Source organism: Enterobacter sp. ENT02, assembly GCF_019219165.1.
GTDB classification, from domain to species: Bacteria; Pseudomonadota; Gammaproteobacteria; order Enterobacterales; family Enterobacteriaceae; genus Enterobacter; species Enterobacter mori.
Window position 1 is genome coordinate 40,872 of sequence record NZ_JAHUWD010000012.1, and the last position, 23,181, is coordinate 64,052.

Sequence of the window (23,181 nt, forward strand, 5' to 3'; positions counted from 1 at the left end):
GGCACACTCTCTTTTCCTGTGTTTAGCGATGCTGAGCGCAGGCAGCTCTCTGCATGCCGCTGAAAACACCGCTCCAACTACAGCGCCGTATCTCCTGGCGGGCGCGCCCTCCTTCGACCAATCCATCAGCCAGTTTCGTGAAGCCTTTAATCAGGCCAACCCAAAGCTACCGCTGGACGAATTTCGCGCCATTGATAGCGCCCGCGATACCCCAACCCTGACCCGTGCAGCGAGCAAAATTAACGAGAATTTATACGCATCGACAGCGCTGGAACGCGGCACGCTAAAAATTAAAAGCATGCAGATCACCTGGCTGCCAATCCAGGGGCCGGAACAGAAAGCGGCCAGGGCGAAAGCGCTGGAGTATATGAGCGCCATTTTGCATGCCTTCACCCCGGCGCTAACGAAAACGCAAAGCCAGCAAAAGCTGCAAAAATTGCTGACGGCAGGTAAAAACAAGCGTTACTACGCCGATACGGAAGGCGCCATTCGCTATGTGGTGGCGGATAACGGTGAAAAAGGCCTGACCTTCGCTGTTGAACCGATTAAGCTGGCGCTATCAGACTCACTCGGAGGGGCGAATTAATGACAAAAAGCAAAGCCTTTCAGGGGAAAATCTCTATACTGATTCACAGACCATGCTGCCCATAAGGGCGGCCATATTCCTTAATTCGCTTATTTAGCGTGGAGAATTGAAATGCGACATCCTTTAGTGATGGGTAACTGGAAACTGAACGGCAGCCGCCACATGGTAAACGAGCTGGTTGCGAACCTGCGTAAAGAGCTGGCTGGCGTAACCGGCTGCGCGGTTGCTATCGCTCCGCCGGATATGTACCTGGACCTGGCTAAACACGCCGCTGACGGCAGCCACATCGTGCTGGGTGCGCAGAACGTTGACGTTAACCTGTCTGGCGCATTCACCGGTGAAACCTCTGCTGAAATGCTGAAAGATATCGGCGCGAAGTACATCATCATCGGCCACTCAGAGCGTCGCACCTACCACAAAGAATCCGACGAGTTCATCGCGAAGAAATTCGCCGTGCTGAAAGAGCAGGGTCTGATCCCGGTTCTGTGCATCGGTGAAACCGAAGCGGAAAACGAAGCGGGCAAAACCGAAGAAGTGTGCGCACGCCAGATCGACGCCGTGCTGAAAACCCAAGGCGCAGCAGCGTTCGAAGGCGCGGTCATCGCTTACGAGCCAGTCTGGGCGATCGGTACCGGCAAATCTGCAACCCCTGCACAGGCTCAGGCGGTTCACAAATTCATCCGTGACCACATTGCTAAAGCCGACGCGAAAGTGGCTGAGCAAGTGATCATCCAGTACGGTGGTTCCGTAAACGCAGCCAACGCTGCTGAGCTGTTCACCCAGCCAGACATCGATGGCGCGCTGGTTGGCGGTGCATCCCTGAAAGCTGACGCTTTCGCGGTGATCGTTAAAGCAGCAGAAGCGGCTAAACAGGCGTAATTGCCTTTGTGGCGGGTGGCGCTTGCGCTTACCCGCCCTACAAAACCCCTACAACTTACCTAACACGCTAAACCACAGATAATCCAGCGGCAGCAGCACCAGATAGGTTGCCACCGCTAGCGCCAGACAGAGCACCATCCCTGCCCTTGCAGGCACCTTTCCTAAGCCCATCGCCACCACAATCGGCGACGCCTGATACGGCAGCAGCGGCGTGGAGTAGCCCAGCACCTGAATCATGATCACCGACAGCAGCGGGAAACCGGTCGCGTCCGAGAAGCTTTGCGCCAGCGTGGTATAGAGTGCAGGAACGCCGTTGGCGGTCATAATGAAGTTGAGTGCTGTGGTGATCCCGGTCAACGCGAGGAAACTGGTGAACGGCCTGTCTGCATCCAGCGGCATGATGCGAAGCAATGCCTCGCCCACAGCCGTTCCAATGCCGGTTTGCGTCACCACGATTGCCAGACCGAGAATACCCGCGACGTAAATACAGGTTCGCATATTCACCCCCGCAGAAAACTCCTCTCCGGTGATAAAACCGATGCGCGGCAGCATAACGATGACCGCTGCCGCCAGTCCTGTCCACGCAGGCCCCACGCCGTGCCAACTCTCCGTCACCCACATTCCCAACACCACCGCCAACAGCCAGGCGAGACGCTTTTCGTCCCGGCCCATAGGCTCTGAGGGCGTCAGCTCCTTCGGCGGTTTCGGGCTGCCGGGGAATAGCCAGCAGATCAGGCCAATCAGGATCAGGCCTTTGAGGATACCGAGCACCGGCGTGTGCAGCAGCAGATACGGGACATAGTTTAGGTGAATACCGTACGAGCCCTCCGCCGCACCGCTCATCACCAGATTGGGGACGTTAGCAGGCAGGATAGTGGCTGAAAGCTGGAAGGTGCCGAACCCGACGGCCAGCGCCAGACCGAACCAGGCGCGGGAGCCGTCGGCGATACCGGCGCGTTTTGCCATCGCCGCGACAATCGGCATCAGCAGCGCTATACGTCCCATGTTCGACGGCATCACAAACGCCAGCGCATAGCTCAGCAGCACCACGCTTGCCACCATCAGCGGCCAGGAGTCGGTAAGCTTTGCGGAGAGCGCCCGGGCGGCCCTGTCCGCCAGGCCGGTTTTACGGATCGCCACGCCGAGGACAAAACCGCTAAATACCAGCCAGAAAGCTGACGAAGCAAAACCGCCAAAAATCACCTCCGGCGGGGCAATTTTGGCGATCATCGCCGCCGTGAAAAACAGCAGCGCGGTGAGAAATTCCGGCAGCAGCGACGTCGCCCACAGCACGATGGTGACGCCAACAATCAGTGAGGGCAGCAGCAGAGGATGCGTTAACCAGAGCGACATACCTGTCTCCTGTAGAATTTTTCAGCAAGTCTACGGCGACAGGCAGGACGAGTAAACGCCATTTATAGTGGGGTCACTTAAGGATATCGCATTGATGATCCTGAAGTTCCTCCGCCGACGCGCGGTTAAGCATCAGCAGATTACGCTCGGTCGCCAGCAAAACAAACGAACCGTCCGACTGCTGCGCCATCGCCAGCGCGAAGCGCCCCATATGGTCGCGCGCTTCCGGCAGCTCTTCTGCCAGCATCATAAACGGGCTGCGCTGGACCAGCTCATTCTCCGTCACCCGACGGGCAAGATATTCATGCCCTTCCAGCCCGCCCGGGAACGGTAACCACTGGGTGCTAATTTGCCCCTGAGCGGTATTGAGCTTCTCGCGCACGTCCGGGCGCAGGCAAGAGATATGAATATGAAAATGGTTTTGCGTGCGGCCAGTTGGGGAGTTGATCGTCAGCGAAATGGCGCTGTCAGGCACCTCTGAGCCGCGCTTCAGCGTCATAAAGCTGCGGGACTGCCACGCCAGCCAGAAAAAGTTCGGCGTGTGAGGCTCGGTCAAAAGGGGACTTTCGGTGCCGTTGATGCGGTACGTGGGCATCAGCAGATACTGCAGCGGGCCGTTGCGGTCTTTAAACACCGCATAGCCTGCATCCGTTTTCACCTGCGCGCACGGCGCGGGGTTGCGGTGTTGGATCTGATTCGGCACGCATTGGTCGAGAACGATATGCCGCAACGCGTTCGGATTACCCGCCTTCATCCAGTACGCGCCGCCAGCGGCCAGGGCGATGACAATCAGGATCAATACGATAATTTTTTTCACAACGCGTTCCCTGTTTTCGATAGAGGCGAAAGAGTAACGCAAAATGATGACCAAATAAAAAACCCGGCGGATTTCTCACACCGGGTCACCGTGTCGTTCGTTGTGTAGCGCTTAGCGCTTGCTGATCTGGTCGAAGGTGCCGCCGTTAGAGAAATGCTCTTTTTGCGCTTTGGTCCAGCCGCCGAAAACATCGTCAATGGTGAAGAGCTTCAGTTTCGGGAATTCGCTGTCGTATTTCTTCGCCACAGCCGGGTCACGCGGGCGATAGAAGTTTTTCGCCGCGATTTCCTGACCTTCTGGAGAGTAGAGATACTTCAGGTAGGCTTCCGCCACCGCTTTGGTGTCTTTCTTCTCAACGACTTTGTCGACCACGGAGACGGTCGGCTCGGCGAGAATAGATTCGCTTGGGGTGACGATCTCGAACTTGTCTTTACCCAGCTCGTTGGTCGCCAGCAGGGCTTCGTTTTCCCACGCAATCAGCACGTCGCCGATGCCGCGCTCAACGAAGGTGTTGGTTGCGCCGCGCGCGCCGGAATCCAGCACTTCTACGTTTTTAAACAGCGCTTTTACGAATTCCTGCGCTTTAGCCTGGTCACCGTTGTTGTGGTGCAGGGCGTAGCCCCAGGCCGCCAGGTAGTTCCAGCGCGCGCCGCCGGAGCTTTTCGGGTTAGGGGTAATCACGGAAACGCCCGGTTTGATCAGGTCGTTCCAGTCCTTAATTTGTTTCGGGTTGCCTTTACGCACCAGGAAAACGATGGTCGAGGTGTATGGCGCGGAGTTATCCGGCAGACGTTTGATCCAGTTTTTATCAATACGGCCACGTTCCGCGATTGCGTCCACGTCGTAGGCCAGCGCCAGGGTCACCACGTCGGCTTCAATGCCGTTAATCACAGACGTTGCCTGTTTGCCCGAGCCGCCGTGAGACTGGCGAATCACCACGTTATCGCCGGTTTCCTGCTTGTAGTGCGCCGCGAAGGCTTTGTTGTATTGATCGTACAGCTCACGCGTCGGGTCGTACGACACGTTCAGTAACTGGATGTCCTTTGCCAGAACGCTGGTCGATGCCAGCAATAATGTTAAACCCACGCCCCATTTATTCATCGCCCAGCTCTCTTGTGTAGTGTTTTGATGAATGCAGCGTGCCAGAAAGCGAATCGATGATTAAAGAATAAAAAAAGATTGGCTATAACGTAGTGGAATAAAAGAGTGGATGAGTGGCCTGATGCCCTCACCCCAGCCCTCTCCCACGGGAGAGGGAGCAAACATAAAAAAACGGTAACCCAGGGGTTACCGTTTTGCATTTACCTTGCGCCACCCGGCACAATACAGACGCCGATCAGTACAGTTTTTTCGCGCAGTCCAGCCAGTCACCTTTGAACGGACGCTTCATGTTTTCAATCGCGTCGATGATGTCATGGTGTACCAGTTGTTCGTTCTGAATACCGACGCAACGACCGCCATGCCCCTGCAGCAGCAGTTCGATAGCATACGCACCCATACGGGAGGCCAGAATACGGTCGTACGGGCCAGGGGAACCGCCACGCTGGATGTGACCCAGAACGGTTGCACGGGTTTCGCGTTTGGTTTCGGTTTCGATGTACTTCGCCAGCTCGTCAACGTCGCAGATGTGCTCGGTGATGGCGACAATGGCGTGTTTTTTACCTTTCGCGATACCGGCTTTGATTTCGTTCACCAGGTCTTCACGGCTGAATTCCACTTCCGGTACCACCACGAACTCACAGCCACCGGCGATAGCGGCCGCCAGCGTCAGATCGCCGCAGTAACGACCCATCACTTCAACGATGGAGATACGCTGGTGAGAAGAAGAGGTGTCACGCAGGCGGTCAATCGCTTCAACAACGGTACCCAGTGCAGTGAAGTAACCGATGGTGTAGTCAGTGCCTTTGATGTCGTTGTCGATGGTGCCAGGCAGACCGATGCACGGGAAACCCATTTCGGTCAGACGTTTTGCACCCATATAAGAGCCGTCACCACCGATAACAACCAGCGCGTCCAGGCCACGTTTCTTCATGTTTTCGATAGCCACTTCGCGAACGTGTTCATCACGGAATTCCGGGAAGCGTGCAGAACCGAGGAAAGTACCGCCACGGTTGATCATGTCAGACACGCTGTAGCGGTCCAGTTGAACCATGCGGTCTTCGTACAGGCCCAGGTAACCGTCATAAACGCCAAACACTTCCAGACCTTCCGTCAGTGCTGCACGGACAACACCACGAATTGCCGCGTTCATGCCCGGCGCATCACCGCCGCTTGTCAACACACCGATTTTCTTAATCATGACTACCTCTGAACTTAGGAATGCAAAATTGAAATCTGTTGCCGGAAGAAACTGTTCGACCAACGAATACTGCAAATAGTATATCAATCGCTTCCAGCTGAATTGATTCAGGTCAGACCAAATGGCGGTAATTTATACACAAAATGCTGGTCTGGCTCACTTTTTTACAACGAATTACGAAAGCTCAACATGTCCGGGTACAACCGAGCAGGGATCCTGGTGAATAATGACGTCCGAACCAGGAAAACGCTGCAAAATCGCCTGCTCGACCTGCTCAGCTATAACGTGAGCCTGAACCAACGGCAGGTTGTCTTCCATTTCAATGTGGATCTGTATAAAGCGGGTCGGCCCTGACTGCCGCGTACGAAGATCGTGGGCACCACTGACGCCGGGCCAGTGGGTCACGATGGCAAAAATTTCATCACGTTCTGCATCAGGCAGCGCACGGTCAAGAAGCGATTGCACCGCTTCATATCCCATCCGTAAGGCGCTATATAAGATATAGACCCCTATCCCTAACGCAAACAATGCATCGGCCCGATGCCAGCCATACCAGGCCAGACCGAGCGCAATAAGAATAGCCCCATTCATCATAACATCAGACTGATAATGAAGCATATCCGCCCGTACAGCCTGGCTTTGTGTTTTACGCACGACCCAGCGCTGGAACGTTACCAGAACAAGTGTGCTAATAAGAGCAATGACCGTGACGATCACGCCAACACCGGGATCGTTCATCGGTGAGGGTGAAATGAGATGCTGAATACCGGTCAAAAACAGGAACAGCGCGGAGCCAGAAATAAACATGCTTTGCGCCAGCGCCGCGAGCGATTCTGCTTTTCCGTGTCCAAATGTGTGCTCTTCATCCGCCGGTTGCAGCGAATAGCGCACCACCAGCAGGTTGGTCAGCGAGGCGGCAATATCCACTAAAGAATCCACCAGCGCCGCCAGAATACTGACTGAGCCGGTGTACCACCATGCGAAAATTTTGATAACCAGCAAACACGACGCCATTATCGTCGCGGCGATTGCGGCCCGGCTTACCAGCCGTCCATAGGATTGATTCATAAACACTCCTGTCATGCCATGGCGCTAGTATAACGGATGGTTGCGGAGTCAAAGGATGAATAAACGGTTAACAAAAGAGAATGACGGGCAAAAAAAACCCCCACATCATGTGGGGGAAGACAGGGATGGTGTCTATGGCAAGGAAAACAGGGTTTACTGGTTACTACGGGTACTGCTATTGCTACTGAAAAGCGTCGTTTCTGAGCTTCGCTGCATCCGTGCAACCTTACGCAACTGGTCCATCCGTTGCTGATGTTTGTCGTTCAAAACCGCTTGCTGCTCGGGCGATAGCAGATGGAACATCTGGTTGCGGACCTTCGCCATCTCTACCTGGCGGGCAACCTGTTCCTGTGCCATTTTTTCTGCCTGAGCGCGTACAGCGCTTTCGTCAAAATTTTCTGCGGTGACAAGGCGATGCATTGTCTCCATTTCGCTAACATTAACAGGGGGCTGGTCGTGTCTTGCCCTTTGCATCAGATCTCGCATCTGTTGACGCTGATGTTCGGTTAAACTTATGCCGTCAAACATATGGCTTTGGCCGCTGTGCTGCGTTGCACCCTCTTGCGAGGAACTGTTATCGCCGATGATAGCTACAGCAGCCTGGCTAAACGCACTGAACGCCAGCGTTGAGGCCATGACGGCAGCGGTAACTTTGCGCATCACTTGCTCCCAAAATCTTTCGTGTCGCGATTCAACGAGAGACAGTCTACGATTCAGGCTGCAAACATGCGTCAGGGGGTGTAAAACAACGTAAAGTCATGGATTAGATAGCCTTGATGTCGTAATTTCTGCCTCGGAGGTATTTAAACAATGAATAAAATCCTGTTAGTTGATGATGACCGAGAGCTCACATCTCTTTTAAAGGAGTTGCTCGACATGGAAGGTTTCAACGTCCTGGTTGCCCACGATGGCGAGCAGGCGCTGAGTCTCCTTGACGACAGCATCGATTTACTTTTGCTCGACGTGATGATGCCGAAGAAAAACGGCATTGATACGTTGAAAGAGCTTCGCCAGACACACCAGACCCCCGTTATCATGCTGACCGCGCGTGGCAGCGAACTTGACCGCGTACTCGGCCTTGAGCTGGGCGCGGATGACTATTTACCGAAGCCGTTCAACGACCGTGAACTGGTGGCCCGTATTCGCGCGATCCTGCGTCGTTCCCACTGGAGCGAGCAGCAGCAGAATACCGACAACAGCTCACCAACGCTGGAAGTGGACTCCCTGAGCCTGAACCCGGGCCGTCAGGAAGCGAGCTTCGACGGTGAAACGCTGGAACTGACCGGCACCGAGTTCACCCTGCTTTACCTGCTGGCGCAGCATCTCGGCCAGGTGGTATCGCGTGAACATTTAAGTCAGGAAGTGCTGGGCAAACGCCTTACCCCGTTTGACCGCGCCATCGACATGCACATCTCTAACCTGCGCCGCAAGCTGCCGGAGCGTAAAGATGGTCACCCATGGTTTAAAACCCTGCGTGGTCGCGGTTATCTGATGGTTTCCGCTTCATGATAGGCAGCTTAACCGCCCGCATCTTCGCCATCTTCTGGCTGACGCTGGCACTGGTTTTAATGCTCGTTTTGATGTTGCCAAAACTCGACTCACGCCAGATGACGGAGCTTCTCGACAGCGAGCAACGTCAGGGCGTGATGATCGAGCAGCACGTGGAAGCCGAGCTAGCAAACGATCCGCCGAACGATTTAATGTGGTGGCGCAGATTATTTCGCGCTATCGACAAGTGGGCGCCGCCCGGACAACGCCTGCTGCTGGTCACCAGCGAAGGCCGCGTCATTGGGGCCGATCGCAATGAAATGCAGATTATCCGTAACTTCATTGGCCAGGCGGATAACGCCGATCACCCACAGAAGAAGAAATATGGTCGGGTAGAGATGGTTGGCCCTTTCTCGGTACGGGATGGGGAAGATAACTATCAGCTCTACCTGATTCGCCCCGCGAGCAACTCCCAGTCCGATTTCATCAACCTGCTGTTTGACCGCCCTCTGCTACTGCTGATTGTCACCATGCTGGTCAGCTCGCCGCTGCTGTTATGGCTGGCGTGGAGCCTCGCAAAACCGGCGCGTAAGCTGAAAAATGCGGCGGATGAAGTGGCTCAGGGTAACCTGCGACAACACCCTGAACTGGAAGCAGGGCCGCAGGAGTTCCTTGCCGCCGGGACCAGTTTTAACCAGATGGTGAGCGCGCTGGATCGCATGATGACCGCCCAGCAGCGTCTGCTGTCGGATATCTCGCACGAGCTGCGCACCCCGCTCACGCGCTTACAGCTCGGCACCGCCCTGCTGCGACGCCGCAGCGGTGAGAGCAAAGAGCTGGAGCGTATTGAGACGGAAGCTCATCGTCTGGACAGCATGATTAACGACCTGCTGGTAATGTCGCGCAATCAGCAGAAAAACGCGCTGGTGAGCGAAACGGTCAAAGCCAATCACCTGTGGCACGAGGTGCTGGATAACGCGGCGTTTGAAGCGGAACAGATGGGTAAATCCTTCACCGTCAACTTCCCGCCGGGCCCGTGGCCGCTGTACGGTAACCCCAACACGCTGGAAAGCGCGCTGGAGAATATCGTGCGTAACGCCCTGCGCTATTCGCACACGAAGATTGAGGTGGCGTTCTCGGTGGATAAAGACGGGATCACCATCATCGTGGACGATGACGGCCCTGGCGTCAGCCCGGAAGATCGCGAACAGATTTTCCGTCCGTTCTACCGTACCGACGAAGCGCGCGACCGCGAATCAGGCGGCACGGGGCTGGGACTGGCGATTGTTGAAACCGCCATGCAGCAGCACCGAGGCTGGGTGAAAGCCGACGACAGCCCGTTGGGTGGGTTACGGTTAACGCTGTGGCTACCGTTGTATAAGCGTTCGTAATCCCCTCACCCCGGCCCTCTCCCCAAAGGGGCGAGGGTGAAAAGACCGCACCGAGCCGTCCCCTCTCCCCTATGGGGAGAGGGTTAGGGTGAGGGGCAGTTATTTCCCCCACAATCTCCGCGAATTATCCTCGATCTTGCCGCTTACGCGCCGCTTCTGCATGGTTCTGGTCCAGCTGGTCGATAACCCCGCCGCCGACAACAGGCGATGGTACTGCTCATCGTCAAACGGCATATGCCAGGCAATAGCGCAGGCCTCATACACGGAGACATCGCTCAGCCGCGACGCCAGCTCCAGCGGTGCATCCGCAGAAACCTGCCCGGCCAGCACCACGCGGTAGAGCCAGCCGGTTTTACCCGCATTTTGCAGCTGCTCGGACATATCGCTGATGCCGAAATGGTAGTTGAGCTTGAAGCACGGCGAGCGCGGCTGCGTCACCTGAATCAGGGCGTCGCCCCAGCGGTAAATGTCACCGATAAAGACGTTTTTCTCGGTCAGCCCTTCGGTCGAGAGGTTCTCGCCAAACGCGGGGGCGACAAACAGCTCCGCCTGTTCGGGGAATTCGGCTTTCCAGTGATGATAGTGCTCGCGCGGATAGTGGCACAGCGCGCGCTCGGGCCCGCCGTGGATTTTCTTTTCGGCCTGCTCGTCACCCGCCAACCCGAGGTCGGTTAGCGTCAGCTCGCCGTCGACCTGAATTTTAGCGATGGCGCTCGGGCGGCTGCCGTCATACTCCCTGATCTTGCCTGTAAACACATTCACCGGGTAATGCATTGCTGCCTCCATTACGCAGATACAAAAAAAGCGAGTCATAAGACTCGCTTCTCACAGGCGTCAATGCAACCTTATTTTTTAGCGGCGAAACGCGCTGCTGCTTCGTCCCAGTTCACCACGTCCCAGAAGGCTTTGATGTAGTCCGGGCGACGGTTCTGGAATTTCAGGTAGTAAGCGTGTTCCCACACGTCCAGGCCCACGATTGGGAAGCCGGATGCGCCAGAAATTGCTTCGCCCATCAGCGGGGAGTCCTGGTTAGCGGTAGAAACAACCGCCAGCTTGTCGCCTTTCAGAACCAGCCACGCCCAGCCAGAGCCGAAACGGGTTGCAGCGGCTTTTTCGAATTCCGCTTTGAAGTTGTCTACGGAACCGAAGTCGCGCTCGATAGCCGCTTTCAGGTCGCCCTGCAGGGTGGTACCGGTTTTCAGGCCTTTCCAGAACAGGCTGTGGTTAGCGTGACCGCCCGCATTGTTACGCAGAACGGTTTTCTTGTCCGCTGGCAGTTGGTCCAGCTTGGTGATCAGCTCTTCAGCAGACAGGTTCGCGAACTCTGGCAGGCTTTCCAGCGCGGCGTTCGCGTTGTTCACATAGGTCTGGTGGTGTTTAGTGTGATGGATTTCCATCGTCTGCTTGTCGAAATGCGGTTCCAGTGCGTCGTAGGCATACGGCAGGGATGGCAGTGTATAACTCATAATCCTCTCCATTATTGTCGGGCGGCACAGCTGTTAATGCCGCGTAAGCAGTTGGTTCATTATAGTTAATTAAATGATATTGAAAATGATTATCAATGCCGTAGTTTTTATAAGGTTATTCGTTTTTCGATTAATGGCGGAAATGTGAGTCTGCTCACGCGGTTAACGTGCTGATTGCCATTCAGAACAAAAGTGCGGCAACCTTCTGAAGGTTCCCAAACCGCCTAATTTTTACACTCATCAAGTCGGCGGGAAGCCACCGACTATAAAAACGATGAGGATGTAAAAATGAATCATGCGATTACGATGGGTATCTTCTGGCATTTGATAGGCGCGGCCAGTGCTGCCTGTTTCTATGCCCCGTTTAAAAAAGTGAAAGGCTGGTCATGGGAAACCATGTGGTCCGTTGGCGGTACCGTGTCATGGCTGATTTTGCCGTGGACCATTAGCGCCATGCTGCTCCCGGATTTCTGGGGCTACTTCTCCTCCTTCAGCGCCTCTACCCTGCTGCCGGTGTTTCTGTTCGGCGCGATGTGGGGCATCGGCAACATCAACTACGGCCTCACCATGCGCTATCTCGGCATGTCGATGGGCATCGGCATCGCGATTGGCATTACGCTTATCGTCGGCACCCTGATGACGCCGATCCTCAACGGCAACTTCGACGTGCTGATCAACACGCAGGGCGGACGAATGACACTGCTTGGCGTGCTGGTCGCGGTGATCGGCGTGGGTATCGTCACCCGCGCGGGCCAGCTGAAAGAGCGCAAGATGGGCATCAGGGCCGAAGACTTCAACCTGAAGAAAGGGCTGCTGCTGGCGGTGATGTGCGGCATCTTCTCGGCGGGCATGTCGTTCGCCATGAACGCCGCCAAACCGATGCACGAAGCGGCCGCGGCGCTGGGCGTTGACCCGCTATACGCTGCCCTGCCAAGCTACGTGGTGATCATGGGCGGCGGCGCGCTGGTGAACCTCGGCTTCTGCTTCATTCGTCTGGCAAAAGTGAAGAACCTGTCGGTAAAAGCCGACTTCTCGCTGGCAAAACCGCTCATCATCACTAACGTGCTGCTCTCCGCTCTCGGCGGCCTGATGTGGTACCTGCAGTTCTTCTTCTACGCCTGGGGCCACGCCAGTATTCCGGCGCAGTACGACTACATGAGCTGGATGCTGCACATGAGCTTCTACGTGCTGTGCGGCGGGCTGGTGGGGCTGGTGCTGAAGGAGTGGAACAACGCCGGGCGTCGTCCGGTGGGCGTGCTGAGCCTGGGCTGCGTGGTAATTATCATTGCCGCCAACATCGTTGGCCTCGGCATGGCGAACTGATTACGCTGCCTTTCGACTGCGATGACGCCACTGAACCGGCGTCATCCCCACCTCGCGGTTAAACACCACCGAAAAGTAGTTGCTGTCCTCAAAGCCGCAGCGCATCGCCACTTCACTCACCATCAGCTCCGTATGCTGCAGCAGATACTGGGCGTGGCAGATGCGCAGCTGGCGCAGGTAGTGGTTCACCGTCATCCCCGTCTGGGTGCGGAACTGCTGGCGCAGCGCGCGCTCGCTGCACTGCTCCTGCTCGCAGAATTTCTCCAGCACAAAGCTTCTGTTCAGGCTGCCCGCAAGCGTGGTGATGAGCTTATCCAGCAGCGCTTCCTGCGTCGTGGCGGAGGGGTTATCGGTGGCGTAACGGTGACGTTTCAGCGTCATCACCAGCTGGGCGAAAAGCAGCTCCGCCATCTGGTTGGCGACCGGGTCGCTCTTCTGGCTCTCCTGCTCCAGCTGAGAGATAACCTGCCGAACCTGGGTCATGCCGCCGCTGCTTAAGCGCCAGTGCGGTTCTCCTCGGGCATCAAGAAAACCGGGAATGTTGGCCACCCAGTCGACGTTAAGCCTGAGCCTGTCCGGGCAGTAGATGACGTTCTGCAGCACCAGGTCGTTAACCGAGGCGTAGGAGTGTTTATCTTCGGCGCGGATGTAGAACAGATCCCCGCGCGTGATGCGGTAGGGTCGGTCGTTGAGGACGTGCAGGCCGTTGCCGCGCCACACCAGCACCAGCTCGCAGAACTCGTGGGTATGCTCGGCAAAGACGTTTTGCGGGTAGCGATCGGCCACCGCGACGGCCTGACTCGCGGAGGCAAAAAAATCATCTTTGCGAAGGATTAACTGAGCAGCCACACCACGACCTCTGTGCCGAAAAACCTGACATTATTAGCTTTATTGCGGCAATAAAACGGTGACTGCCCTCGCGTTACTGAAGCAACGCGTCTTTTCCCTGACGAATATCGCGCGGCGACCAGCTAAACTCCCGACGGAAAAGCGTCGAAAAGTGGTTACTGTCGCCGAAACCGCAGCGATAGGCGATATCCGTGACGCTTTCGTCAGTATGGCGTAAAAGATGACGCGCTTTGATTAACCGCAGGCGGTTAAGGTAGCGCTGGGGCGTCAGCCCGGTGTGCTGCTTCAGCTGGCGATGCAGGGTGCGCAGCGACAGCGAAAAATCATCCGCCAGCGTTTCCCAGCAGACATCTTCGGCGAAATGGTCTTCCAGCCAGGCCATCAGATGGTTCAGCCGGGCGTCGTTGTTTTCCAGCCCCTCCACCAGACTACTGCGGCGCAGCAGTACCAGCAGCTGCATGAACAGCAGCTCGCGCGTGGCAATGGCGTGCGTCTCCTGCCCGTCCTCGCTCTGCTCCATCTGGCTCACCAGCTGTCGCACCTGCTGTAAGGTGGACTGGTTCACCCGCCAATGCGACGGATAGTGTCCGTCCTGCTCCTGCGGCAGCAGCTGATTCAGCCCGGAGAGAAACTGGAACGCGTCCGGGGAACGATAGAGCACGTTGGTCAGGCACAGGTTGTCGGTATGTTCATACAGGTGCCTGTCGTGGTCCCGCACAAAGCACACGGTACCGCCGCTGATGGTGTACGGCTGGCCGTTAAACACGTGAATGCCCGTCCCGTGCTCAACAATCACAATCTCATGAAAATCATGATGATGCTCCGGGAACGCGGCCTGAGGGAGCCGCGGCTCAATCGCGACGGGCGACCCTCCTGCAGGGAAAAAATCCACGCTGTGTAGTACGGTCATAACGGCCCCCACCAATGAGAAATGTTCTCAAAATAGTAATTAAGGCCTTGCGCCCTCACCTTAAATTTTCGGCAGCAAACCTCGCAAAAGCTGTCCGTTTTTCAAGAAACCGGCGGAAAGATCGGGAAATGCGGTAAGCGTCACACTGCCTGAAAACCCCGCTATTACTGGAAACTGTGAACTCCCTCACGTTCATCTTTGCTTTCTTGCCAGCGCCGGATTTGGCCTGTCAGTGGCGAGAAGGTGCCTTTTTCTTCCCTTTCTTACACTCATCGCTAATGAATTAAGAAAGGATCCGACCATGACTTTTCGCCATTGTGTCGCTGTCGATTTAGGCGCATCCAGCGGCCGCGTAATGCTCGCCATCTGGGACTGTAGCCAGCGCACACTTTCGCTTCGCGAAATGCACCGTTTCGCCAACTGCCTGAAAAAGCAGGACGGTGTTGAGACCTGGGATATCGATGCCCTGGAGGCGGAGATCCGCACCGGGCTGAACAACGTCTGCAACGACGGCATTCGTATCGACAGCATCGGTATTGATACCTGGGGCGTGGACTATGTGCTGCTGGACGGTAACGGCGAGCGCGTCGGTCTGCCCGTCTCCTACCGCGACAGCCGCACCGACGGCCTGATGGCGCACGCCATCGCCCAGCTTGGCAAGGACAACATCTACGGGCGCAGCGGCATTCAGTTTCTGCCGTTTAACACGCTGTACCAGCTGCGCGCTCTCGTCGAGCAGCAGCCGGAGCTGGTCGCGAACGTGGCCCATGCGCTGCTGATCCCGGATTACCTCAGCTACCGCCTGACCGGCAATATGAACTGGGAATACACCAACGCCACCACCACCCAACTGGTGAACATCAACACCGATAACTGGGACGAAAACCTGCTGGCGTGGACGGGCGCATCGCCGTCCTGGTTCGGCACGCCAACGCACCCCGGAAATGTGATCGGTCAGTGGATTTGCCCGCAGGGGAATGAAATCCCCGTCGTTGCCGTCGCCAGCCACGATACCGCCAGCGCGGTCATTGCCTCGCCGCTCGCCGGCAAAGACGCGGCGTACCTTTCTTCCGGCACCTGGTCGCTGATGGGCTTTGAGAGCAAAACGCCGTACACCAGCGATGCCGCGATGGCGGCGAACATCACTAACGAAGGTGGAGCGGAAGGGCGCTATCGCGTGCTGAAAAACATCATGGGCCTGTGGCTGCTTCAGCGCGTGCTGAAAGAGCAAAACGTTACCGACCTGCCTGCGCTTATCGCGGAGACCGAAAAGCTGAAGGCCTGCACCTTCCTGATCAACCCGAACGATAACCGCTTTATCAACCCGGCGCACATGAGCGCCGAAATCCAGGCCGCCTGTTTCGCCGCCGGGCAGCCGGTGCCGTCCAGCCCGGCAGAGCTAGCGCGCTGCATTTTTGACAGCCTCGCCCTGCTGTATGCCGACATCCTCAGCGAGCTAGCCGATCTGCGTGGTAAGCCGTTCAGCCAGCTGCACATCGTGGGCGGCGGCTGCCAGAACCAGCTGCTGAACCAGCTTTGCGCGGATGCCTGCGGCATCACCGTGGTGGCGGGCCCTGTAGAGGCTTCCACGCTCGGCAATATCGGCATTCAGCTGATGACGCTGGACGAACTCTCCAACGTTGACGACTTCCGTTCGGTGGTGGCGGTGAACGCCAGCCTGACCACCTTCACCCCCAATCCCTGCCATGAGATTGCCCGCTACCGGGCGCAGTTTCAGCAAAAACGACTGACTAAGGAGCTTTGCGCATGACCACTCAATTAGAACAAGCCTGGGACCTGGCTAAACAGCGTTTCGCCGCCGTCGGCGTGGATGTCGAAGAGGCCCTGCGCCAGCTCGACCGTCTGCCCGTCTCTATGCACTGCTGGCAGGGCGATGACGTCGCCGGTTTCGAGAACCCGGGCGGTTCCCTGACGGGTGGTATTCAGGCCACGGGTAATTATCCGGGCAAAGCGCGTAACGCGACCGAGCTGCGCGCCGACCTGGAGCTGGCCCTGAGCCTGATCCCGGGGCCAAAGCGCCTGAACCTGCACGCGATTTACCTCGAATCCGACGAGCCGGTGGCGCGCAACGAAATCAAACCGGAACACTTTAAGAACTGGGTGGAGTGGGCAAAAGCCAATAAGCTGGGCCTGGATTTCAACCCATCCTGCTTCTCGCATCCGCTGAGCGCGGACGGTTTTACCCTCGCCCACGCGGACGATGAAATCCGTCAGTTCTGGATCGACCACGTGAAGGCCAGCCGCCGCGTGTCTGCGTACTTTGGCGAGCAGCTGGGCACACCGTCGGTGATGAACATCTGGATCCCGGACGGCATGAAGGACATCACCGTCGACCGTCTGGCTCCGCGCCAGCGCCTGCTGGCCGCGCTGGATGAGGCCATCAGCGAGAAGCTGGACCCGGCGCACCACATCGACGCCGTGGAGAGCAAGCTGTTCGGCATTGGCGCCGAGAGTTACACCGTCGGCTCGAACGAGTTCTACATGGGGTACGCTACGAGCCGCCAGACCGCGCTGTGCCTGGATGCCGGTCACTTCCATCCGACCGAGGTGATCTCCGACAAAATCTCCGCTGCCATGCTCTACGTGCCGCGCCTGCTGCTGCACGTCAGCCGCCCGGTGCGCTGGGACAGCGACCACGTGGTGCTGCTGGATGACGAAACCCAGGCGATTGCGAGCGAAATCATCCGCCACGACCTCTTTGACCGCGTCCACATCGGCCTCGACTTCTTCGATGCCTCCATCAACCGCATCGCGGCGTGGGTTATCGGCACCCGCAACATGAAAAAAGCCCTGCTGCGCGCCCTGCTGGAGCCGACTGCCGAACTGAAAAAGCTGGAAGCAAACGGTGACTACACCGCGCGTCTGGCGCTGCTGGAAGAGCAGAAATCCCTGCCGTGGCAGGCGGTGTGGGAGATGTACTGCCAGCGTAACGACGCGCCTGCGGGCAGCCAGTGGCTGGACAACGTGCGGGCGTATGAGGAAGACGTGTTGAGTCAGCGCGGGTAACTGCCCCCTCACCCTAACCCTCTCCCACAGGGAGAGGGAACTTTTACCCCCTCTCCCTGTGGGAGAGGGCTGGGGTGAGGGTTCAACCTCACCGCGATAACTGGAAATGAAAACTATGCAGACCATCACCACTTCCTGGTTCGTCCAGGGCATGATCAAAGCCACCTCTGACGCCTGGCTGAAGGGCTGGGACGAGCGCAACGGCGGCAACCTGACGCTGCGCCTGGACGACGCGGATATCGAACCCTTCGCGGCCGATTTCCACCAAAAGCCACGCTATATCGCGCTGAGCCAGCCGATGCCGCTGCTCGCCAACACGCCGTTTATCGTCACCGGCTCCGGGAAGTTCTTCCGTAACGTCCAGCTCGACCCGCAGGCCAACCTCGGCGTGGTGAAGGTGGACAGCGACGGCGCGGGCTACCACATTCTGTGGGGTCTGACCGATGAAGCAGTGCCCACCTCTGAACTGCCAGCGCACTTCCTCTCCCACTGCGAGCGCATCAAGGCCACCAACGGCAAAGACCGCGTGATCATGCACTGTCACGCTACCAACCTGATCGCCCTGACCTACGTGCTGGAAAACAGCTCGGATTTCTTCACCCGCAAGCTGTGGGAAGGCAGCACCGAGTGTCTGGTGGTGTTCCCGGACGGCGTCGGCATTCTGCCGTGGATGGTGCCGGGTACCGACGAAATTGGCCATGCAACCGCAACAGATATGCAAAGACACGCTCTGGTGCTGTGGCCGTTCCACGGCGTCTTCGGCAGCGGCCCGACGCTTGATGAAACCTTTGGCCTGATCGACACCGCCGAGAAATCCGCGGAGGTGCTGGTGAAGGTCTATTCCATGGGCGGCATGAAGCAGACCATCACCCGGGAAGAGCTGATTGCCCTGGGCAAACGCTTTGGCGTCACCCCGATGCAGTCCGCGTTAGATCTGTACCCATAACAACATCGCGCCCCGCTCACCGAGACGGGGCGAAAACCACCTGCAATCCCTACAACTAACTCAAGTCAGTGGAGTAAAAGCAATGAAAATAAAGACAAGCTTGATCCTCACCGTTGCCGCTCTGGCGTTGTCCGGTTCCGCTTTAGCTGAAGTGAAAATCGCCCTGGTGGCGAAGTCCTTAGGGAATGGATTCTTCGAAGCAGCGAACGTCGGCGCGCAGGAGGCGGCCAAAGAGTTAGGCGATGTAAAAGTGATTTATACCGGCCCGACCACCACCACGGCAGAAGCGCAGATCGAGGTGCTGAACGGACTGATCGCCCAGGGCGTGGATGCGATCGCGATTTCCGCGAACGATCCGGACGCCTTAGTCCCAGTACTGAAAAAAGCGATGCAGCGCGGCATCAAGGTGGTGTCGTGGGATTCCGGCGTAGCGAAAGCCGGGCGTCAGATCCACCTGAACCCGTCCAATAACGCCCTGATTGGCGAAACCAACGTCAAGCTCGCCGCCGATGCGCTGAAGGCGCTGAACGTCGAGAAAGGCGACGTTGCGGTGCTGAGCGCCACGCCAACATCAACAAACCAGAACACCTGGATTGCGGAGATGAAAAAGGTGCTGCCGAAGTACCCGTCCGTCAATCTGGTGACCGTGGCCTACGGCGACGATCTCTCTGATAAAAGCTACCGCGAGGCGGTCGGCCTTCTGAAAACCTACCCTGATTTGAAAGTGATCGTTTCACCGTCGTCCGTGGGCATTGTCGCTGCGGCGCAGGCGGTGAAAGACCAGGGCAAGATCGGCAAAGTGTACGTCACCGGGCTAGGCCTGCCGTCTGAAATGGCGGGCGCGGTGAAATCCGGCGCGAGCAAAAGCTTTGCCATCTGGAACCCGATTGACCTGGGCTATGCGGCAACCTATTTAGCAGACGATCTGGTGAAAGGCACCGCCACGAAGGGCGAGGCCAGCATGGGCAAGCTGGGCAAAGTGAAGCTGGATGCCGACGGCAACGGCGCGATGGCTGAGCCGTTCGTCTACGATGCCAGCAATATTGATAAGTTCTCGAAGATCTTTTGATGCGATTTGTAGGCTGGATAAGCGTAGCGCCATCCGGCAAAAGGCGGGTGGCGCTGCCGCTTACCCGCCCTACAAATTCCCCTGACCAGGAGAACTATCATGACCCCATTGCTACAGCTTTCTGGCATCACCAAGGTGTTCCCCGGCGTGCGTGCCCTTGAGAACGTGCAGCTTGCGCTCTGGCCCGGCAAAGTGACGGCGCTTATCGGCGAAAACGGCGCGGGCAAGTCGACGCTGGTTAAAGTGATGACCGGCATTTACCAGCCCGACGAGGGCGAGATCCTCTACAAAGCGATCCCCGTTCACCTCCCGACGCCGGACTCGGCGCATAAGATCGGCATCACCGCTATTCATCAGGAAACCGTCCTGTTCGATGAACTTTCGGTCACCGAAAATATCTTTGTCGGGCAGTACCTCTACAAAGGCGTTCTGAAAACGCTCGACTGGCCGGAGATGCACCGCCGGGCGCAGGCGATCCTCGGCCGTCTTGAGGTGCAAATCGACCCGCGCGCGACGCTAAAAACATTGAGCATCGCCCAGCGCCACATGGTCGCCATCGCCCGCGCGCTGTCGTTTGAGGCGCAGGTGGTTATTCTTGATGAACCTACAGCGGCGCTGTCGCAGCACGAAATCCTCGAGTTTTACCAAATCGTTGAGCGCCTGAAGCAGGAGGGCAAGGCCATCCTGTTTATCTCCCACAAGTTCGACGAAATCTTCGAACTTGCAGATCACTACACCATTTTGCGCGACGGCGTGTTCGTCGGAGAAGGCGCGATGAGTGGGATAACCGAAGAGCGGATGGTATCGATGATGGTCGGGCGCGCCATCACCCAGACCTTCCCGAAGGTGGCGTGCGAAAAAGGCGAGACGGTGCTGGAGGTAAAAAATCTCTGCCACCCGACCGAGTTCGCCAATATCTCCTTCTCCCTGCGTAAAGGGGAAATCCTCGGCTTCTACGGGCTGGTGGGCGCCGGGCGTACCGAGCTGATGCAGGCGCTTTCCGGCGTCACGCGGCCATCGTCAGGCGAAATTATTCTTAACGGTCAGGCCCGGCGCTTCCGCCAGCCTGCGGATGCGATCAAAGCCGGTATCGTCTGCGTGCCGGAAGAGCGGCAGAAGCAGGGCGCGATTATCGAACTGTCGATTGCCCAAAACATCAGCCTGCCGCAGCTTGGCAAGCTCAACCCGAACGGCGTGCTGCACGACGACCGCGAATGGCGGCTGGCGGATGAATACGCCAAACGCCTGCAGGTGAAAGCCTTTAGCTGGAAACAGGCGGTAGATACCCTCTCCGGCGGCAACCAGCAAAAGGTGGTTATCGGTAAGTGGCTGGCAACGCATCCTGACGTGATCATCCTCGATGAGCCGACAAAAGGCATTGATATCGGCTCTAAGGCAGCCGTTCATCAATTTATGTCCGAGCTGGTCGGCCAGGGGCTGGCGGTGATTATGGTCTCCTCCGAACTGCCGGAAGTGATGGGCATGGCGGACCGCATTATCGTGATGCACGAAGGGCTGATGGTGGCCGAATACCGTGCGGGTGACGCGACGGCGGAAACCATCGTCAGCGCCGCCAGCGGTGCAAAACAGGAGGCGGCATAATGCTTAACTCGCTGTTAAAACACCGCGAAGCCCTGCTGGGCGCGGTGATTGTGCTGATGGTCATCGCCATCGGCAGCCGCGTGCCGTCGTTTATCACACCGGGTAACCTGGTTGAGATGTTTAACGACACTTCCATTCTGATCGTCCTCGCGCTCGGGCAGATGATGGTGCTGCTCACCAAAGGTATCGACCTGTCGATGGCGGCCAATCTGGCGCTAACCGGGATGATTGTCGCCCTGATTAACGTCCATTACCCGGACGTGCCGGTCTGGGCACTGCTGCTCCTCGCCAGCGCGCTCGGGCTGCTGATGGGCGCGATTAACGGCCTGCTGGTGTGGAAGCTGGGCATTCCGGCGATTGTGGTAACGCTCGGCACCATGAGCATCTACCGCGGGATTATCTTTTTGCTCTCCGGCGGCGGCTGGGTGAACGCCAACCAGATGGGCGCGGACTTCCTCGACCTGCCGCGCGCCTCCGTGCTGGGCCTGCCGGTGCTGAGCTGGTGCGCCGTTGCCGCGCTGCTGCTGGTAGGTTACTTCCTGCGCTACAGCCGTACAGGACGGGCGCTGTATACCGCGGGCGGCAACGCTACGGCGGCGTACTACACCGGGATCAACGCCGGGAAAATGCAGTTTGTCAGCTTCTGCCTCTCCGGGCTGTTGGCCGGGTTCTGCGGGTATCTGTGGATTTCCCGTTTCGCCGTGGCCTATGTCGACGTGGCGAATGGCTTTGAGCTGCAGGTGGTCGCCGCCTGCGTGATTGGCGGCATCAGCACCATGGGCGGCACTGGGCGCGTACTCGGCTGCCTGTTCGGCGCGCTGTTCCTCGGCGTGATAAACAACGCCCTGCCGGTGATCGGCGTCTCCCCGTTCTGGCAAATGGCAATTTCCGGCACGGTGATCGTCATTGCGGTGCTGCTGAACGAACGCAGCAACAGGCATAAAGGACGGCTGATTCTGCGCGACGCGGCGCTGGCACGTCAGAAACTGGCGGTGAAATCATGAGCAAAATGATGGCCTCTGAAGATATCAAAAACGTGCCTGCTGTGCCGGGCATTTTCCAGCGCCTGCTGTGCTGGGAAGGCTTCCTGCTGGCGGTGACGCTGGCGGTATTCGTGGTGAACGCGCTGGCCTCGCCCTACTTCCTCAACGTCTGGAATCTCTCCGACGCGACGTTCAACTTCACCGAAAAAGCGATCATCGTGTTGCCGATGGCGATGCTGATTATCGCCCGGGAAATTGACCTGTCGGTGGCATCCACCATTGCGCTTAGCTCCACGGTGATGGGCTTCTGCGCGGCGGCGGGCGTGGATACGCCGCTGCTGGTCTGCGTCGGGCTGGGCGTGGGGCTGCTGTGCGGACTGTTCAACGGCATTCTGGTGACGCGCTTCAACCTGTCGTCCATCGTTATCACCATCGGCACCATGAGCCTGTACCGCGGGATCACCTACATCCTGCTCGGCGATAAGGCGCTGAACAGCTATCCGGAGAGCTTCGCCTGGTTCGGCCAGGGCTACGTCTGGGGCGCGCTGTCGTTTGAGTTCGCGCTGTTTATCGTTCTGGCCGCGGTGTTTGCCTTTGTGCTGCACCGCACCAACTTTGGCCGCCGCACCTACGCCATCGGCAATAACCCGACCGGCGCGTGGTATTCCGGCATCAACGTTAAGCGCCACAACCTGATCCTGTTCGCGCTGGTGGGGCTGATGTCCGGCCTGGCGTCGGTGCTGCTCACCTCGCGCCTGGGCAGCACCCGCCCGACGATTGCGATGGGCTGGGAACTGGCGGTGGTGACGATGGCGGTGCTCGGCGGCGTCAATATTCTCGGCGGGTCCGGCAGCATGGTGGGCGTGATTATCGCCGCCTTCCTGATGGGACTGGTGACCTTTGGCCTGAGCCTGCTCAACGTGCCCGGCATCGTGATGTCGGTGATTATCGGCGCGATGCTGATCGTGGTGATTTCGCTGCCGATTATTACCCGCCGGGTGATGCAGCGAAGACGGAATTAAATTGCCCCTCACCCTAACCCTCTCCCCATAGGGGAGAGGGGACTGCTCGGTGCGGCCTTTCACCCTCTCCCCTATGGGGAGAGGGCCGGGGTGAGGGGGAAAC

Annotated in this window: 22 protein-coding genes; 12 read left to right on the forward strand and 10 right to left on the reverse strand. The window is 57.7% G+C overall.

The features are described 5' to 3' along the window. Positions 1–28: 28 nt before the first annotated feature. Together KW829_RS21980 and tpiA are read left to right on the forward strand one after the other, a co-directional pair. Positions 29–586: a DUF1454 family protein gene (locus KW829_RS21980; protein WP_371317580.1), complete on the forward strand. Its 558-nt coding sequence runs from the start codon at positions 29–31 to the stop codon at positions 584–586. A 111-nt stretch (positions 587–697) separates the two neighbouring features. Then, positions 698–1,465, forward strand: coding sequence for a triose-phosphate isomerase (gene tpiA, locus KW829_RS21985; protein WP_010436926.1), 768 nt, complete (start codon positions 698–700; stop codon positions 1,463–1,465). Between the two features lie 48 nt (positions 1,466–1,513). Here tpiA and KW829_RS21990 read toward each other — a convergent pair whose 3' ends face one another. The 6 genes from KW829_RS21990 to cpxP all read right to left on the reverse strand — a co-directional run bounded on the left by KW829_RS21990 (position 1,514) and on the right by cpxP (position 7,662). Beyond that, positions 1,514–2,818 carry an SLC13 family permease gene (locus KW829_RS21990; RefSeq protein WP_218309090.1) on the reverse strand — a complete coding sequence of 435 codons (1,305 nt, stop codon included), beginning with the start codon at positions 2,816–2,818 and terminating at the stop codon, positions 1,514–1,516. Between the two features lie 73 nt (positions 2,819–2,891). Next, the gene (locus KW829_RS21995) at positions 2,892–3,635 is read right to left on the reverse strand and encodes a CDP-diacylglycerol diphosphatase (RefSeq protein ID WP_218309092.1); all 744 of its coding nucleotides are present in this window, start codon (positions 3,633–3,635) and stop codon (positions 2,892–2,894) included. A gap of 111 nt (positions 3,636–3,746) precedes the next feature. After that, a complete protein-coding gene (locus KW829_RS22000) occupies positions 3,747–4,736 on the reverse strand; it encodes a sulfate ABC transporter substrate-binding protein (protein ID WP_042718182.1) in 990 nt (329 codons plus the stop codon). A 235-nt stretch (positions 4,737–4,971) separates the two neighbouring features. Next, positions 4,972–5,934, reverse strand: coding sequence for a 6-phosphofructokinase (pfkA, locus tag KW829_RS22005; RefSeq protein ID WP_010436919.1), 963 nt, complete (start codon positions 5,932–5,934; stop codon positions 4,972–4,974). A 174-nt stretch (positions 5,935–6,108) separates the two neighbouring features. Continuing rightward, positions 6,109–7,002, reverse strand: a complete 894-nt coding sequence (fieF, locus tag KW829_RS22010; RefSeq protein ID WP_010436917.1) for a CDF family cation-efflux transporter FieF — start codon at positions 7,000–7,002, stop codon at positions 6,109–6,111. 153 nt (positions 7,003–7,155) lie between these two features. Next, a complete protein-coding gene (gene cpxP / locus KW829_RS22015; RefSeq protein WP_010436915.1) occupies positions 7,156–7,662 on the reverse strand; it encodes a cell-envelope stress modulator CpxP in 507 nt (168 codons plus the stop codon). A gap of 150 nt (positions 7,663–7,812) precedes the next feature. Here cpxP and cpxR point away from each other — a divergent pair, with 150 nt between their 5' ends. Both cpxR and cpxA read left to right on the forward strand, forming a co-directional pair. Then, positions 7,813–8,511 (forward strand): envelope stress response regulator transcription factor CpxR, encoded by a 699-nt coding sequence (gene cpxR, locus KW829_RS22020; protein ID WP_003862004.1) that lies wholly within the window; start codon positions 7,813–7,815, stop codon positions 8,509–8,511. Then, positions 8,508–9,881 (forward strand): envelope stress sensor histidine kinase CpxA, encoded by a 1,374-nt coding sequence (gene cpxA / locus KW829_RS22025; protein ID WP_010436910.1) that lies wholly within the window; start codon positions 8,508–8,510, stop codon positions 9,879–9,881. Before cpxR ends, cpxA begins: the two co-directional genes overlap by 4 nt. A 99-nt stretch (positions 9,882–9,980) precedes the next feature. Here cpxA and yiiM read toward each other — a convergent pair whose 3' ends face one another. Together yiiM and sodA are read right to left on the reverse strand one after the other, a co-directional pair. Next, positions 9,981–10,655, reverse strand: a complete 675-nt coding sequence (gene yiiM / locus KW829_RS22030; protein WP_218309093.1) for a 6-hydroxyaminopurine reductase — start codon at positions 10,653–10,655, stop codon at positions 9,981–9,983. 71 nt (positions 10,656–10,726) lie between these two features. Next, the gene (sodA, locus tag KW829_RS22035) at positions 10,727–11,347 is read right to left on the reverse strand and encodes a superoxide dismutase [Mn] (RefSeq protein ID WP_010436906.1); all 621 of its coding nucleotides are present in this window, start codon (positions 11,345–11,347) and stop codon (positions 10,727–10,729) included. A 288-nt stretch (positions 11,348–11,635) separates the two neighbouring features. On the opposite strand from sodA, the gene rhaT reads away from it, so the two are divergent. Next, a complete protein-coding gene (gene rhaT / locus KW829_RS22040; protein ID WP_010436905.1) occupies positions 11,636–12,670 on the forward strand; it encodes an L-rhamnose/proton symporter RhaT in 1,035 nt (344 codons plus the stop codon). Here rhaT and rhaR read toward each other — a convergent pair whose 3' ends face one another. Together rhaR and rhaS (KW829_RS22050) are read right to left on the reverse strand one after the other, a co-directional pair. Then, positions 12,671–13,519, reverse strand: a complete 849-nt coding sequence (gene rhaR, locus KW829_RS22045) for an HTH-type transcriptional activator RhaR (RefSeq protein WP_211450097.1) — start codon at positions 13,517–13,519, stop codon at positions 12,671–12,673. It lies immediately after the preceding gene. 73 nt (positions 13,520–13,592) lie between these two features. Next, positions 13,593–14,429, reverse strand: coding sequence for an HTH-type transcriptional activator RhaS (gene rhaS / locus KW829_RS22050; RefSeq protein WP_010436901.1), 837 nt, complete (start codon positions 14,427–14,429; stop codon positions 13,593–13,595). 301 nt (positions 14,430–14,730) lie between these two features. On the opposite strand from rhaS (KW829_RS22050), the gene rhaB reads away from it, so the two are divergent. The 7 genes from rhaB (at position 14,731) to KW829_RS22085 (ending at position 23,078) form a co-directional block, all read left to right on the forward strand. Then, positions 14,731–16,200, forward strand: a complete 1,470-nt coding sequence (gene rhaB / locus KW829_RS22055) for a rhamnulokinase (protein WP_218309094.1) — start codon at positions 14,731–14,733, stop codon at positions 16,198–16,200. Next, positions 16,197–17,456 (forward strand): L-rhamnose isomerase, encoded by a 1,260-nt coding sequence (gene rhaA, locus KW829_RS22060; protein WP_010436894.1) that lies wholly within the window; start codon positions 16,197–16,199, stop codon positions 17,454–17,456. Before rhaB ends, rhaA begins: the two co-directional genes overlap by 4 nt. A 115-nt stretch (positions 17,457–17,571) precedes the next feature. After that, positions 17,572–18,402, forward strand: a complete 831-nt coding sequence (gene rhaD, locus KW829_RS22065) for a rhamnulose-1-phosphate aldolase (RefSeq protein ID WP_218309106.1) — start codon at positions 17,572–17,574, stop codon at positions 18,400–18,402. A gap of 82 nt (positions 18,403–18,484) precedes the next feature. Next, positions 18,485–19,471 carry a rhamnose ABC transporter substrate-binding protein gene (gene rhaS / locus KW829_RS22070; protein ID WP_010436889.1) on the forward strand — a complete coding sequence of 329 codons (987 nt, stop codon included), beginning with the start codon at positions 18,485–18,487 and terminating at the stop codon, positions 19,469–19,471. 99 nt (positions 19,472–19,570) lie between these two features. Continuing rightward, positions 19,571–21,073 carry a sugar ABC transporter ATP-binding protein gene (locus KW829_RS22075; RefSeq protein WP_218309095.1) on the forward strand — a complete coding sequence of 501 codons (1,503 nt, stop codon included), beginning with the start codon at positions 19,571–19,573 and terminating at the stop codon, positions 21,071–21,073. After that, complete coding sequence (locus tag KW829_RS22080) at positions 21,073–22,077, forward strand: ABC transporter permease (protein ID WP_218309096.1); 1,005 nt, start codon at positions 21,073–21,075, stop codon at positions 22,075–22,077. Before KW829_RS22075 ends, KW829_RS22080 begins: the two co-directional genes overlap by 1 nt. Continuing rightward, positions 22,074–23,078, forward strand: a complete 1,005-nt coding sequence (locus KW829_RS22085) for an ABC transporter permease (RefSeq protein WP_010436884.1) — start codon at positions 22,074–22,076, stop codon at positions 23,076–23,078. Before KW829_RS22080 ends, KW829_RS22085 begins: the two co-directional genes overlap by 4 nt. Positions 23,079–23,181 lie beyond the last annotated feature (103 nt).

Coding starts and splice junctions, on each gene's coding strand:
- KW829_RS21980 (WP_371317580.1), top strand. CDS start 29: ATGCTGAGCGCAGGCAGCTCTCTGCATGCCGCTGAAAACACCGCTCCA.
- tpiA (WP_010436926.1), top strand. CDS start 698: ATGCGACATCCTTTAGTGATGGGTAACTGGAAACTGAACGGCAGCCGC.
- KW829_RS21990 (WP_218309090.1), bottom strand. CDS start 2,818: ATGTCGCTCTGGTTAACGCATCCTCTGCTGCTGCCCTCACTGATTGTT.
- KW829_RS22000 (WP_042718182.1), bottom strand. CDS start 4,736: ATGAATAAATGGGGCGTGGGTTTAACATTATTGCTGGCATCGACCAGC.
- pfkA (WP_010436919.1), bottom strand. CDS start 5,934: ATGATTAAGAAAATCGGTGTGTTGACAAGCGGCGGTGATGCGCCGGGC.
- fieF (WP_010436917.1), bottom strand. CDS start 7,002: ATGAATCAATCCTATGGACGGCTGGTAAGCCGGGCCGCAATCGCCGCG.
- cpxP (WP_010436915.1), bottom strand. CDS start 7,662: ATGCGCAAAGTTACCGCTGCCGTCATGGCCTCAACGCTGGCGTTCAGT.
- cpxR (WP_003862004.1), top strand. CDS start 7,813: ATGAATAAAATCCTGTTAGTTGATGATGACCGAGAGCTCACATCTCTT.
- cpxA (WP_010436910.1), top strand. CDS start 8,508: ATGATAGGCAGCTTAACCGCCCGCATCTTCGCCATCTTCTGGCTGACG.
- yiiM (WP_218309093.1), bottom strand. CDS start 10,655: ATGCATTACCCGGTGAATGTGTTTACAGGCAAGATCAGGGAGTATGAC.
- sodA (WP_010436906.1), bottom strand. CDS start 11,347: ATGAGTTATACACTGCCATCCCTGCCGTATGCCTACGACGCACTGGAA.
- rhaT (WP_010436905.1), top strand. CDS start 11,636: ATGAATCATGCGATTACGATGGGTATCTTCTGGCATTTGATAGGCGCG.
- rhaS (WP_010436901.1), bottom strand. CDS start 14,429: ATGACCGTACTACACAGCGTGGATTTTTTCCCTGCAGGAGGGTCGCCC.
- rhaB (WP_218309094.1), top strand. CDS start 14,731: ATGACTTTTCGCCATTGTGTCGCTGTCGATTTAGGCGCATCCAGCGGC.
- rhaA (WP_010436894.1), top strand. CDS start 16,197: ATGACCACTCAATTAGAACAAGCCTGGGACCTGGCTAAACAGCGTTTC.
- rhaD (WP_218309106.1), top strand. CDS start 17,572: ATGCAGACCATCACCACTTCCTGGTTCGTCCAGGGCATGATCAAAGCC.
- rhaS (WP_010436889.1), top strand. CDS start 18,485: ATGAAAATAAAGACAAGCTTGATCCTCACCGTTGCCGCTCTGGCGTTG.
- KW829_RS22075 (WP_218309095.1), top strand. CDS start 19,571: ATGACCCCATTGCTACAGCTTTCTGGCATCACCAAGGTGTTCCCCGGC.
- KW829_RS22080 (WP_218309096.1), top strand. CDS start 21,073: ATGCTTAACTCGCTGTTAAAACACCGCGAAGCCCTGCTGGGCGCGGTG.
- KW829_RS22085 (WP_010436884.1), top strand. CDS start 22,074: ATGAGCAAAATGATGGCCTCTGAAGATATCAAAAACGTGCCTGCTGTG.